Raw genomic sequence first — 12,902 nt, 5'->3', positions numbered from 1 at the left:
GGTCACTTTGATACTGAAACCTCGGTGCCCCGCACCCGCAAGCGCGTCGCCACCCACGCCCCGACGAGCGCCACCCCCGCCATCGGCAGAAACACCGCCGCGAAAGCCACCGGGTGCGAACCCGCCGTCCCCGACGCGGCATGGGTCGCCCCCACCGCTCCCCCGCCCAGCGCGGCGAAGGCCGCGCCCCCGGCCGCCAGGAGCAGTACGTTCGACAGTCCGTCCGAGATCTGGAGCGCCGCCGAGTTCGCGCCCGCCTCCTCCGGTGCCGAGAGCTTCAGCAGCAGCACGCTCGTCGAGGCGAGCACCAGACCCATCCCGAAGCAGCCCACGCCCCACGCGACCCCCACGACCCACACCGGCACCGAGGCGATCAGCACACTCGGAGCCGTCGCGATCGCCGCCGCGACCAGCATCATCCCGGCGACCACCAGCGGCTGCCGGTACGGCTCCAGCCTCGGCCGGGACTGGACGTACGAGCCGAGCGCCCAGGTCGCCCCGCCGACCGCCAGCGAGAGCCCGGCCATCGTCGGCGACAGTCCCCGCTGGGTGACCAGCATCAGCGGTATGAAGGACTCCGCCGCGATGAAGGATCCGGCCGCGATCCCACGCAGCAGTACGACGGAGGGCAGCCCGCGCGCGGCACGGTAGGTCCCGCGGGGCAGCAGTCCGAGGACGGCAGGCACCAGAAGGGCGACCCCCGCCGCGGCCGGGATCACCGACAGCCACCTCAGGTCCTGACCTGCGTACTGCAGCAGCCCGGCCCCCAGCGAGATACCGAGCGCCAGCCGGATCCGCCGCCCGTCGAAGGTCTGCCGCGGCGCGGACGGATCCGCGGGCCCGGACGCCATCCGCCGTATCGCGGGCAGCGCGAGCGCCAGCGGGAAGACGACAAGAAGCGGGATGCCGATGAACACCCAGCGCCAGCCGAGGTGTTCGGTGACGGTCCCGGACGCGAGCGGCCCCACGACCGACGGGACAACCCAACTCGCCGCGAAAGCGGCCATGATCGCGGGCCGCAGCCGCTCCGGGTACGCCCGGCTGACAACCACGTACAGAGCCACGATCACCAGCCCCCCGCCGAGCCCCTGCACGGCCCGCCCGACGATGAACAGCCACATCGCACTCGCGCTCCCGGCAAGCAGCAGCCCAGCCCCGAAGGCAGCGATCCCCGCGGCGAGCGGCCGCAGCGGCCCGTCCCGGTCGGCCCACTGCCCGGAGAGAACCATCGCGAAGAGGCTGGTCGTGAAGTACGCGGAGAAGGCGAAGGCGTACAGCTCAATGCCGCGCAACTCCCGTGCGGCAACGGGCATCGCGGTCCCGACGGCGGTCGCCTCGAAGGCGATCAGCACGACGACGGAGACGATCCCGACACTGAGCGCGCGATGCGCTCTGCCGAGAACGCCCTGCCCCTCGGGCACCACGTCTGCGTCGTCGGTCGGCGGCGTGACATCGGCGTCACGGGGTTCGAGGGCGGTCATGGCCCTCAGAGTAAGGGGCATGGGCGGCGTTGAGCCCTGTCGCTGGACGGGACCCGACTGGTCCCTTGGTCGTACGACCGCGAACCGTGAACGCCGTATGGCAGTCGCATTGCGTCCCGGGCCGAAGCCTTGAGCGGCGTCTTGGCCCCGCCTACGGTCGACGCATTGGAGTCACACGGCCGTGTGCCCGAGTGGTTGAGGGACTCGCCTGCAAAGCGAGTTACGCCGGTTCGATTCCGGTCACGGCCTCTGCAGCCTTGACCAGGCAAAACGAGGCGGCATCCCGGATGGGATGCCGCCTTTCAGCCACGCGCGCCGACCGTCGGCCGGGTGACCTTCAGGCTGTCGCCACTCACGCGCGGTCGGAGCCAGGATCGCGCCCCGGACTTCTCGCCAGGCGCACGTGAGGCACGCTGTCATATGTCTGCGGACACTGGTTCGTTGACGGGCGTCGTGACCGCGACGCGCACCGCGCCGGTGGTCGAGGCTGCGACCTGTGCGATCGTGCCCTCTTCGGGGTGGCGGGCGACGACGGCCGGGATGCCCTCAAGCGTCGGCATGTGGTGTACGTTCCATCCCGCGCTCTGGAAGTACGCCTGCGCGCGTGCCAGAGCCCGTACCGTCTCGTCCTCTGGCAGTGGCTCGGTCGACCAGGTGTGATGGACCGAGGTTCCCGACTCGTCCTGGACCGTGCTGAGGCCTTCCCCGGGCTGCGTGGGCGCCGACCCGACCCGCAGGGCGTCGTAGATCCGGCTGGAGTGGCCGAGGGCCCGGCGCGCGGCGGGATCGTCGGCCTTCGGGGTCTCCAGCGCGGCGGGATCGGCCGCGGTCGCCCCCGAGGCCTTGCCCGGCGGGAGGAAGCAGGGCGATGTCACCTTGAGAGAGGCGACGCCCTCGCCCTTGGCGCGGTCCATGACGCCGGTCACGGCGTCCATCCAGAAGTCGTCGGGCTCCGTACGCATGTAGACCGTCGGAAAGGGGCTGGACCAGTCGACCTCGCCCGAGGTGTTGTACTTGTAGCCCTGCTTCAGCCAGGCATCCCGCGCCTGCCGCACGAGGTTCTGGGCCTCGGACCCCGGAACGCCCGTCAGTTTGTAGATGACGGTGACCTGCACGCGGTCGTCGGGGCCGTGGTCGTCCCTGGCGATGCAGGCGCCGACGGGCGCGTGGCCCATGCGCTCCAGTGTCGGTTGGGGGGACATGCCGTCCACCGCCCGGTGAATGATTTCCTCTGCCCGGTCGATCGCCTGCTGCTCGTTCATCGTGACCTGCTTCGGTGCTTCTCCGCCGGTTTTCTGTCCGTCCCCCTGCGCCCCGCACGCGGTCACCGTGATCGTCATGGCCAGCAGTGCGGCAGCCGGGATTGCTTTGCGTAGATTCACGGTCGTCCTCCGGTAACGATCTTCGCCAGGCTACCGAGAGGCTTTTCGTCCCAGTACTGAGAGTGTGCGGGCATCATTTCCCAGTCCTTGCCCGGCAGCTTCCCGTCGGGGACCTTGAAGACCTGGCCGCCGAAGTCGTCGGAAGTCGGGTCGGTTCCGTGGACGATCGAGTGGTCGTCGAAAAACTCCATGTACGCCTTCGGGTTGAGGGGGGCCAGGGGGCCTGCCGGGGGCGGGGCGGCGTTGATGAGGTCGTTCTGGGCCGTGGCCGCGAAGACATGGTTCGGCGGGATGTTCAGGTCCTTCGCGTGGTCCACGCCCACGCCCGGACTGCCCACCATGATCGCGTTGTCGACCGGCAGGTCTATGTGCATGCTCATCGTCTCGCCCACCACCAGGGACCCGTAGCTGTGACCCATGAGCGTCTGGTTCACACCGCTGTCGCGGTGATTGGCTTCCTCGATCCCCTGGATGAAGTTGCCGAGCGGCTCCTTGGCGTTGTCGGCCCACTTGGTCTCCGTCGCATCGGTCATGATGCCCTGCGGGGCGTCGTAACCGAGCCACACGATCGAAGCCGTCGAGTGGGCGCCATCCTGGCGCTCCGCCTCCGCCTGGAGCGCCACAGCCCTGTCCATCTCTCCGCCGATGGACTCCAGCTTGGCGAACGTCCCGGGCACGTACGTCACCACATTGTCGGCGGTGTCCGGATTTCCGATGGAGACGATGGCGCGGCCCATGTTGTTGCCGTCGAATCCGAGCAGATAGGGGCGATTACTCTCGCTCGTGTAGCTGTCGAAACGCTTCTGGATGGCGTCCATGCCCTTGTAGCCGTTCTCCTGCTGCTTCTTCTTCTCGTTCCATTCCTTCCACGCCACGCTGTCGACCTTGACGCCCTTCATGATGGTGCCGGTCATGGGGTTGATGTAGTCCGTGTACCGCGTGGGCTCCGGATGCTTCTTGAGCCACGTGTCGTATTCGACCTGCGCGGCACCTCGGGCCTCGGCGAGCACCATCCGGTTCGCGTCGTCGCGTACGGCGGAGGGAAGGCCGTCGAGCGCTCCGATGCTCGCGGGGTGCATGGAGACGTAGGCGTCGCGCTGCTCCTGGGAGAGGCCGTTCCACCAGTTGGCGTTGTCCTGGGGCCAGTCGTTCTTGGGCGGTGGCTTGATCGTGTCGAGGTAGGCATCAGCAGCGTCGCGCACGCTAGCAACCCTGCCGCTCGGGACACGGGCCCGGATGAGTATGGATCACCAGCTCCGTGAGCACCCGCACTTATTCCGGTGCTCAGCAGCACTACCCTGCTCGCTGTTTCAGGCCATACGCTTCGGCGGATCCGGGAACGTCAGCCGGTTCTCACACTTCACGCCCTCCGCCACGAACACGGCGGACCTTCCCGGCTCGGTCCCATAGGACTGCACGTGCAATGCGCGTCACACGGCTACGAGTTGGGGACCGCCACCGCCGCCTGAGCCCTGATCGGGAGCCTGTTGATCGGTCGGCCCGTCGCCGCGCGGACCGCTGAAGCCACCGCCGCGGGTGAGGTGACCACCGGAACCGCGCTTGCCGGCTTCGCGCCGAAGGGGGCCACCACGTCGCGTTCCTCGACTAGTTTCACGATGCGAATATCCGGGGCGTCCAGGGATGTCGGGAGTGCGTAGCCCGTCAGGTCCGGGTGGCGGACCAGGCCGCGGGCCGTGCGGAGGTTTTCTGTCAGGGCCGCGCCGACGCCCTGGGTGATGCCCGCTTCGATGCGGGTTGCCAGTTGGGCCGGGTTGAGGACGCGGCCCACGTCCTGGGCGACCGCCATTTCGACCACGCGGATCGAGCCCAGTTCGATGTCGACGTCGACCACCGCGCGGATCGCGCAGAAGGCCATGCCCACGAAGGCGTCGCCCTGGCCGGCCTCGTCGAGGGGTTCGGTGGGGTGGGGGCGGCACTGGGCCGTTGCCCAGAGTTCCTTGCCATCCATCGCCTCGGTGACCGTCGTCGACAGGACACCGTCGTACGACGTGATCTTGCCGTCGGTGATCTGGAGGAGCTCAGTGGACATGCCGAACTTGTGGGCCAGGGGCTGCAGCAGCTGGGTGCGGACCATCTTCGCCGCCCGCTCGACGGCGCCGCCGGAGACCCAGGTGTGGCGGCCGTGGGCGGCCGGGCCCGCCGGGGGCTGGTCCGTGTCGACCGAGGCCACGTGGACCTCTTCGACGCCCAGCGTCTCCTGGACGATCTGGCGGGCGAGGGTGGAGAAGCCCTGGCCGGTCTCGACGGCCGCGCAGATCACCGTCGCGACGCCGTCGTGGACCTTGACCGTCGCTGTGGAGACCTCGTCGGTGCCTTCCGCCCCGAGCATGTGGACCATGCCCAGCGCGTAGCCGACGCCTCGGCGGATCGCGCCGGGCTCGCCCGCGCCCTCCGGGCCGCCGGGCAGGAGCCAGGCCGCTTCCGGGGTGTCCTTCGGGAGGGTCGGGAGGGGGAAGTCTCGTACGGCCTGGAGGAGTTCGGCGACGGGCGCGGGGCAGGTGACCGTCTGGCCGGTGGGGAGGATGTCTCCCGTCGCCAGCGCGTTGCGCAGGCGCAGGTCCACGGGGTCGATGCCGAGCTTCCCCGCCAGCTTGTCCATCTGCGCCTCGTACGCCGCGCACACCTGCATCGCTCCCTCGCCGCGCACATGGCCGGAGGGAGGGTTGTTCGTACGGACCGCCCAGCCCTCGATGAAGGCGTGCGGGACGACGTAGGGACCGCAGGCGAAAGCGACGGCTGCCGCGAGGGACTCGGAGGAGGCGTCGGCGTACGCGCCCGCGTCGAGGAGGAGTTGGGCCTCGACCTTGACCAGGTGGCCCTCGGAGTCCGCGTGGTGGCGGTAGCGCAGCAGCGTCGGGTGGCGGTGGGCGTGGCCGAGGAAGGACTCCTCGCGGGTGGCGGTCAGTTTGACCGGGCAGCCGGTCTTCAACGCCAGCAGTCCCAGCGGGAGTTGGAAGCCGGGGTCCTCGCGGTCGCCCGTCGCGCCCGGGACGCCTGTGACCACGACCTTCACCCGGTCCGGCTCCAGGCCGAAGCACGCGGCCGCCAGATCGCGGTCCGTGTGGGGGTCGGTCGACGCGGCGTACAGCTCGACGCCGCCGTCGGGGCGCGGGACGGCGAGGCCAGCCTCGGCGCCGATGGGCGCAGGGTCCTGGCGGCCGATGCGGTACAGGCCCTCGACGATCACCTCGCCCGTCGCGTCCGGGTCGCCGTAGCGCAGCGGGATGTGGCGGATGAGATTGCCGTCGGGGTGCAGGGGTTCGGCGGCGAAGGCCTTCTCGGGGTCTGTGACCGGGTCGAGTACTTCGTACTCGACGGCGATCGCCGCGGCGGCGAGCCGGGCCGTGTCGGGGTGGTCCGCGGCGACGGCCGCGATCGCCTCGCCGTGGTGGCGGACGAGGTCGGAGGCGAAGACGGGACGGTCGGCGATACGCCTGCCGTACGAAGAATCGCCCGGGATGTCCTCATGGGTCACTACGGCCCGTACGCCTGGCATCTCAAGGGCCGCGGACGTGTCGATCGAGCCGATCCGCGCGTGCGGGTGCGGGGAGCGCAGGATCGCCGCCCACAGCAGGCCCTCGGCCCACAGGTCGGCGGCGTACGGGAACGTGCCCTCGGTCTTGGCGCGGGCATCGGCCGGCGGGAGCGACGCGCCGATGCCGTGGGCCGGCGCCTCGGGCTGCCCGGCGTCGACCGTCCGGGGCGTCGCAGTGGTGGCCGCGTCGTTGCTCACGCCATGCCTCCGTCGTGCGGGTGGGGCTGCACACTACCGGCGCCGGGGGGCGCCTGGTGCGGGATGCGGGCTTCCTCACTCGCCTCGGTGGCGGCCGCGGCACTCGCGGCACGTTCGGCGACCACCTCGCCTACGGCTTCGAGGACGCCCCGGTAGCCGGAGCAGCGGCAGAGGTTGCCGCACAGGGCCTGGCGGGTCTCGAGCTCCGTGGGGGCGTGGTTGCCCTCCAGGAGGTCGTGGACGGTCATGGCCATACCGGGGATGCAGAAGCCGCACTGGACCGCGCCGCAGCCCGCCAGGGCGCGCTGGACGTCGGAGGGCTCGCCGTCGGCGGCGAGGCCCTCGACCGTACGGACCTCGGAGCCGGCGGCCGTCGCGGCGGGGACCAGGCAGGAGGCGACCAGACGGCCGTCGACCTGGACGTTGCACGCGCCGCACTCGCCCTGCGAGCAGCCGTCCTTGGCGCCGGCGAGGCCGAGGCGCTCGCGCAGCACGTAGAGCAGGGATTCGCCGATCCAGGCGTCGGTGACGGGGCGGTCGGTGCCGTTGACGCGCAGGACGTAGGAGGTGGGCGGGTGTTCGTCGCTGTCGATGGAGGAGCTGAGGACAGCGGCCTCCTGCTCGGGCTCCGATACCGCCTCAGGGGACGCGTCCGCGGTTTCCCCGGACGGCTGCCCGGAGGGGTCGCCAGGGGTCTGCCCGGGCAGCGCCGCGGCACTGAGCGGCTCGGGGACGGGCTCCTCGGCCACGGCGGGCTCCGGGGCCGTCGCCCAGGGCGCGGTCGCACCGCCCGGCAGCGTGGCCGGGGCATCGGGGGACGGGGCCCACGGGGCAGCGGCCCCGCCCGGCAGCGTGGCGGGCGCGGTGCCCCACTGGGACCGCAGCGCGGATGTCGTGAACTCGCCGGACTCCTCGGGAAGATCGCCGTCGGCCACGGGGATCGTCCACTGGCCGGTCAGCTCGGAGGCGGACGGGGCCGGAGCCGGGGCGGGCTCCGCCTCGGTGAAGGTCCACTGACCCGTGGCATGCGGGTCGACGCGCTCGGCGTGCGGGGCCTCGGGCTCCGGCCAGCGCACCGCCGCGGGCTCACCCGTCGGCTGGTGCACGGCCCAGCTGCCCGTCGCGCCCGGATCGGCGGCGTCCGGGGCGCGAGGCGGGATCACCGGCGGTACGTAGCCGTGCCCCGGCGCCTCGAGCGGCGCGGCGTCCAGCATGCCCTCGGGCGGCAACTGCAGGAAGGCCGTGGCCTCGGCGTCGTACTCACCGCCGTGCGGAATCGGCTGCCAGCCGCCCTGCTCCGGCGGGAGCTCGTGCGGCATTTCGCGCGAATTCTCCTCATTGCTCACGACAGCGCCCTCCCCAGTGCACGTCGGGCCAGCGCGGCGACGGTGCGCCGCAGATGCAGTACGGCGGGCGGCAGCACGGGCTGTTCCTCGCCCTGCGCAGTCGGCGCCGGATCCGGAATGCACGCCGCCGCGACGTACTCGCCGAAGGCCGCCAGCGCCTCGCTCGCGAGGCCTCGCTCGCCGTCCCAGTCGATCAGAGACGCGATCCACCGCTCGGCCTCCAGCGGCCGCAGCGGCATCGGCGCGATCGCGCCCACCGCGCAGCGCACGCCGCGCCGCGCCGGATCGAGGACGACCGCGACGGACGCGCCCGCGCGGCCGGGCCCGGTGCGCCCGGTGGCCTTCAGGAAGACCTGCGGGGCGTGCAGGAGCGGGACGCGTACGAAGCCGATCAGTTCGGCAGGGGCGAGCATTTCGCGGCCCGCCAGCAGGTGGGACACGGGAATCTCGCGGCGGGTGCCGCCGGGGCCCGCGATGATCAGGTCCGCCTCCAGCGCGGCCAGCACGGGCAGCGTGTCCCCGGTAGGGGACGAGGTGGCGATATTGCCGCCGAGCGTGCCAGCGTTACGGATCTGGGGCGGGCCCGCCGCGCGCGCGGACGCGGCCAGCGCGGGAATGAGGGCGGCGAAGTCGGGCCGCCCCATCCGGGCGTGAGTCAGTCCGGCGCCGAGCAGTGCGTGTCCGTCCTGGTAGCGCCAGCCGCGGATCTCGCTGATACGGCCGAGGCCGACGAGACCGGCCGGACGGAGCTGTCCTTTGTTGACGGCGGCCATGAGGTCGGTGCCGCCCGCGACAGGCACGGCGGCGGGCATGGCGGTGAGCGCCGCCACGGCCTCGTCGAGCGAAGCCGGCAGCGTCACCGACTGCGCCGCCTGCGGTGCGTGCGTGGTCACCCAGCTGCCCCTTCCCGGTGTCCCGGCTGTCCCGCCTTTGTTGCCGTACCGTACGTGCTCACAGCCCGGACGTGGCAACTCTGGCACATCTTCCGAGCCGACCGACGAGAGGGTCCGCGAAGGACATATCCGTACCGGATATACCGTCTCGCGGCGTTGGTCCGTTTTGGAACACCGTCGGCGCCACATGCGGATTGCCACTCTTCGGCGACCGATGTGCGGCTTTTTCCTTACACGGTTCAACCGTCCCAGGGCAGCGGGCGCCGGATATGCGAGTTCCGGCCGGGCTCACACGTTTGGGGGCGCACCCTCGATCGGGCGTCCGATGCTGCCTTTCATTCCTTTGGGGGCGGGACGCTTCTGCCACGGCAACGGGCCCCCGGGCGGCCGGTAGTCGACGCCGAGCGCGTCAAGGCGCCTGTAGTGGACCGTCATTCGCCGTTCGAAATCCACGAAGTCACGCTCGACGGGTGCGGGCAGCGCGGACCAGGCGACCTCGGCGAAGGCGGCGAGCCTCGGAAAGACCTGGTAGTCGACCCGGGAGCGGTCCTGCATCACCTCGGTCCAGACATTGGCCTGGGTACCGAGGACGTGCGCGGCGGCCTCGGGCGACAGGGCAGAGGGAACGGGCTCGAAGCGATAGACGTCCTCAAGGGTGCGTACGTATCCGATGGGCATCGGCTCGTCCGGGCCGCCGTGCTGGCGGTGGTCCAAGTACACGTGCTGCTCGGGGCACATGACGACGTCGTGACCGGCCTCGGCGGCGGCGATACCGCCGGCGTATCCACGCCAGGAGGAGACGGCGGCGCCGGGCGCGAGCCCGCCCTGAAGGATCTCGTCCCAGCCGATGAGGCGGCGGCCGCGCTCGGTGAGCCAGGTGTCGAAATGCCGGATGAACCAGGACTGGAGTTCGTCCTCGCCCTTCAGCCCCAGCTCCGTGATGCGGGCCTGGGCGGCCGGGGACGCCTTCCACTGGTCCTTGGGGCACTCGTCGCCGCCGACGTGGACGAAGGTGGACGGGAAGAGGTCGAGGAGCTCCTCGAAGACGCCCTCGTAGAAGCGCAGGGTGTTGTCAGTGGGGGCGAGTACGTTCGGATTGACGCCCCAGTTGTCCCACACGGAGAGGGAGGTCGTATCGATGACGTCGGTGTTGCCGAGTTCCGGATATGCGGCGATGGCCGCCTGCGAGTGGCCGGGGATGTCGATCTCGGGGACGACGGTGATATGCCGCTCGGCGGCGTACGCCACGATCTCGCGGATGTCGTCCTGCGTGTAGTAACCGCCGTGCGGTCGCTCGTCCCAGAGTTCGGAGGCGCGATGGCCGTATTTGGTGCGTGGGCGCCAGGCTCCGACCTCGGTGAGCCTCGGGTGGCGCTTGATCTCGACGCGCCAGCCCTGGTCGTCGGTGAGGTGGAAGTGGAAGACGTTGAGCTTGTGTGCGGCGAGCAGATCGAGATAGCGCAGGACGTCGGCCTTGGGCATGAAGTGCCGTGAGACATCGAGCATGAGGCCGCGCCAGGGAAAGCGCGGACTGTCCTCGATGACCTGGTCCGGCAGGGCCGCTGTGGCCCTGGTGACGGGCGCTTGGCGAAATGCCTCCGTGCCCAGGAGTTGACGCAGCGTCTGGGCGCCCCAGAAGACACCCGCCGCGTCGCCGCCGGCGATCTCCACACCCACCGTCGAGGCCACCGTCAGCCGGTATGCCTCGGGCCGCAGCGAGTTGTCGATGCGCAGGGTGAGCCTGTTGCCCGTGGCCTGCGGCGCGGGTGGGAGCGGCAGGCCGAAGGCCGCGCCGAGTGCGGAGCGCAGCCACCGCTCCGTCCGCTCGGTACCGGGTCCGGCGGTAATGGACGTACGGGCATCCATGACGAAGCCGCAGCGGTACGGGCCTTCGATGTACGAAGGGGCCGGAATCAGGTCCATCACTCACTCCTTGATGGCGCCGCCCAGGCCGGAGACCAGGCGTCGCTGTACGAGTACGAAGAAGACGAGCACCGGGACGGTCATCACGGTGGACGCCGCCATGATCCCGCCCCAGTCGTTCTCGTCCGGCTTGAAGAAGACGAGCAGTGCCATCGGCAGCGTCGACTGCGAGGTGTCGCTGATGATGAAGGACTTGGCGAACAGGAAGTCGTTCCATGTCGAGATGAACGAGAACACGCTCGTCGCCACGAGGCCCGGGAAGACGAGCGGGAAGAGGATCTGCCACAGGAACCGGGTCCGGCTCGCGCCGTCGATGTACGCCGCCTCCTCAAGCGCCTCAGGGACCGCCTTCACGAAGCCCCGCAGCATCCAGATCGCGAACGGCAACGAGAAGGCGATGTGCGGCAGGATCAGCGAGCCGAGGGTGTTCAGCCGGCCGAAGTCCCGCATCAGGAAGAACAGCGGGATCGTCAGCGCCTCGACCGGCACCATCTGTGCGACGAGAAACATGATCAGCAGGGTTGTGCGGAACCGGAAACGGAACCGGGTGACCGCCGTCGCCGCCAGGAAGGCGATCAGCGCGGAGGCGAGGACGACCACGCCCGCGACGAACAAGCTGTTGAGGAAATACCGGCCGAATTCCTGCTGTTCGAAGACGCGGCGGAAGGAGTCGAGCGAGGGGGAAAGCGTCCAGGGACGCGCCTTCGTCGACTGGATCTCGCCCGCCGGTTTGAACGCGGAGAGCGCCATCCAGTACAGCGGGAAAGCGACGACGACCGCGATGAGGAGGGCGGATGCCTCGGCGGCGAGGCGCCAGGGGTGCCGGGGGCGGCGCATTGGGCGCATGGGGCGCACGGGGCGGTGAATGCGGGGCAGGCTCACAGCTCTTCTCCCTGGCGTCGCAGCAGGCGCAGATATACGAGGGTGACGGCGAGCAGAATCAGCAGCATCACCACGCCGATGGCCGAGCCCAGGCTGTACTGGGACGAGGCGAAAGCCTTCTGATAGGCGTACACATTGAGCACGAGATTCTGTCCGGCGATGCCGCCGCCGTTCGTCATCACATAAATCTGGGTGAAGACCTTGAAGTCCCAGATGATCGACTGGATGGTCACAACGACGAGAATGGGACGCAGCATCGGTGCCGTGACGGAGCGCCAGATCCGCCACTGCGAGGCGCCGTCGAGGGAGGCGGCCTCCAGGACTTCGGAGGGGATCGCCTTGATGCCCGCGTAGACGGTGACCATCACGAACGGGAACGAGCACCAGACGACTTCGAGGAGCACGAGCGCGAAGGCGCTGTAGCGCCCGTACGTCCAGGAGAAGTCGCCGAGGCCGAGGAGCCGGTTGACCGGTCCGTAGTCCGGGTCGAAGAGGAAGACCCAGACGGTGGAGCCGGTGATGGCGGGGGTCGCCCAGGCGCCGAGGGCGGCGAGCATGAGGGCGAGGCGGGGGACGGCGCGTACGCGCGTGAGCAGGACGGCGAGGGCGCAGCCGACGGCGAGCGTGGCGAGCACGCAGGCGGCGGCGAAGGCGAGCGTGGCGAGCAGGACCTGCCAGAACTGGCTGTCGGCGAAGAGGGTGCGGTAGTTGCCGAGCCCCTGGAAGGTGGTGGGCTTGCCGCCGCTGACCTGGGCCTGGGTGTACTCGAGGAAGGAGATCAGGCCGAGCTGGTAGATGGGGTAGACAAGGAGCGCGCCGAGAACGACGAGAGCGGGCGCGAGGTAGAGCCACGGGGTCCAGCCCCCGCGCCCCCGCCGCGGGGTGAGCGAACTCCTGGCGGCCTTGGGCCCGCGGGCCGATCCCGCTCCGGCTGCGCGGCCCGCCCCCAGGCCGCGGGTGGCGCCCGCCGCCGCAGGTGCCCCGCGGCGCGGGGGGCCGTCCAGGGCGCCGGGCCCAACCGCCTCGCCGCCCTGCACCGGGACCCCCGCACCTGGGCGGTCCGGGCTGCCCGTGACGCCGACCGACCCAGAACCGTCGGCCGAGGCGTCGATCCCGACGACGTGCGCACCCGCCCCGACGCGCGAGCCCGGGCCGTCCGGGGCGCCCGTCGCACCAGCCGTCGCAACGGCGCCAGTTGACGCATCCCCCTCGCCGACAGGCGAACCAGCCCGGCTGTACAG

The 12,902-nt window shown here is 70.6% G+C and carries 9 protein-coding genes and 1 tRNA gene; 1 reads left to right on the top strand and 9 read right to left on the bottom strand.

From position 1 onward, the window contains the following. Positions 1–2: 2 nt before the first annotated feature. Positions 3–1,481, bottom strand: a complete 1,479-nt coding sequence (locus OOK40_RS01880; RefSeq protein WP_266475987.1) for an MFS transporter — start codon at positions 1,479–1,481, stop codon at positions 3–5. 177 nt (positions 1,482–1,658) lie between these two features. On the opposite strand from OOK40_RS01880, the gene OOK40_RS01875 reads away from it, so the two are divergent. Next, positions 1,659–1,730 (top strand) — tRNA-Cys (locus OOK40_RS01875). Positions 1,731–1,897: 167 nt separating this feature from the next. Here the strand turns inward: OOK40_RS01875 and OOK40_RS01870 are convergent. The 8 genes from OOK40_RS01870 to OOK40_RS01835 all read right to left on the bottom strand — a co-directional run bounded on the left by OOK40_RS01870 (position 1,898) and on the right by OOK40_RS01835 (position 12,611). After that, positions 1,898–2,863, bottom strand: coding sequence for a hypothetical protein (locus OOK40_RS01870; protein ID WP_266475985.1), 966 nt, complete (start codon positions 2,861–2,863; stop codon positions 1,898–1,900). Then, on the bottom strand, positions 2,860–4,065 hold the full coding sequence (locus OOK40_RS01865) for an alpha/beta hydrolase (RefSeq protein WP_266475984.1): 1,206 nt from the start codon (positions 4,063–4,065) through the stop codon (positions 2,860–2,862). Before OOK40_RS01865 ends, OOK40_RS01870 begins: the two co-directional genes overlap by 4 nt. Before the next feature lie 236 nt (positions 4,066–4,301). After that, positions 4,302–6,617 (bottom strand): xanthine dehydrogenase family protein molybdopterin-binding subunit, encoded by a 2,316-nt coding sequence (locus tag OOK40_RS01860; protein ID WP_266475983.1) that lies wholly within the window; start codon positions 6,615–6,617, stop codon positions 4,302–4,304. After that, on the bottom strand, positions 6,614–7,936 hold the full coding sequence (locus OOK40_RS01855; protein ID WP_266478752.1) for a 2Fe-2S iron-sulfur cluster-binding protein: 1,323 nt from the start codon (positions 7,934–7,936) through the stop codon (positions 6,614–6,616). The genes OOK40_RS01860 and OOK40_RS01855 overlap by 4 nt, the downstream gene beginning before the upstream one ends. A 23-nt stretch (positions 7,937–7,959) precedes the next feature. Then, a complete protein-coding gene (locus OOK40_RS01850) occupies positions 7,960–8,856 on the bottom strand; it encodes a xanthine dehydrogenase family protein subunit M (protein WP_266475981.1) in 897 nt (298 codons plus the stop codon). A 288-nt stretch (positions 8,857–9,144) separates the two neighbouring features. Then, positions 9,145–10,779, bottom strand: coding sequence for a beta-N-acetylhexosaminidase (locus OOK40_RS01845; protein WP_266475980.1), 1,635 nt, complete (start codon positions 10,777–10,779; stop codon positions 9,145–9,147). Between the two features lie 3 nt (positions 10,780–10,782). Next, on the bottom strand, positions 10,783–11,625 hold the full coding sequence (locus tag OOK40_RS01840) for a carbohydrate ABC transporter permease (protein WP_266475979.1): 843 nt from the start codon (positions 11,623–11,625) through the stop codon (positions 10,783–10,785). A gap of 32 nt (positions 11,626–11,657) precedes the next feature. Beyond that, positions 11,658–12,611 (bottom strand): carbohydrate ABC transporter permease, encoded by a 954-nt coding sequence (locus OOK40_RS01835; RefSeq protein WP_266478749.1) that lies wholly within the window; start codon positions 12,609–12,611, stop codon positions 11,658–11,660. Between the last annotated feature and the right edge of the window lie 291 nt (positions 12,612–12,902).

It is taken from the genome of Streptomyces sp. NBC_01481 (assembly GCF_026339995.1).
Lineage (GTDB): Bacteria > Actinomycetota > Actinomycetes > Streptomycetales > Streptomycetaceae > Streptomyces.
This window is presented reverse-complemented; position numbering and strand designations above follow the sequence as displayed.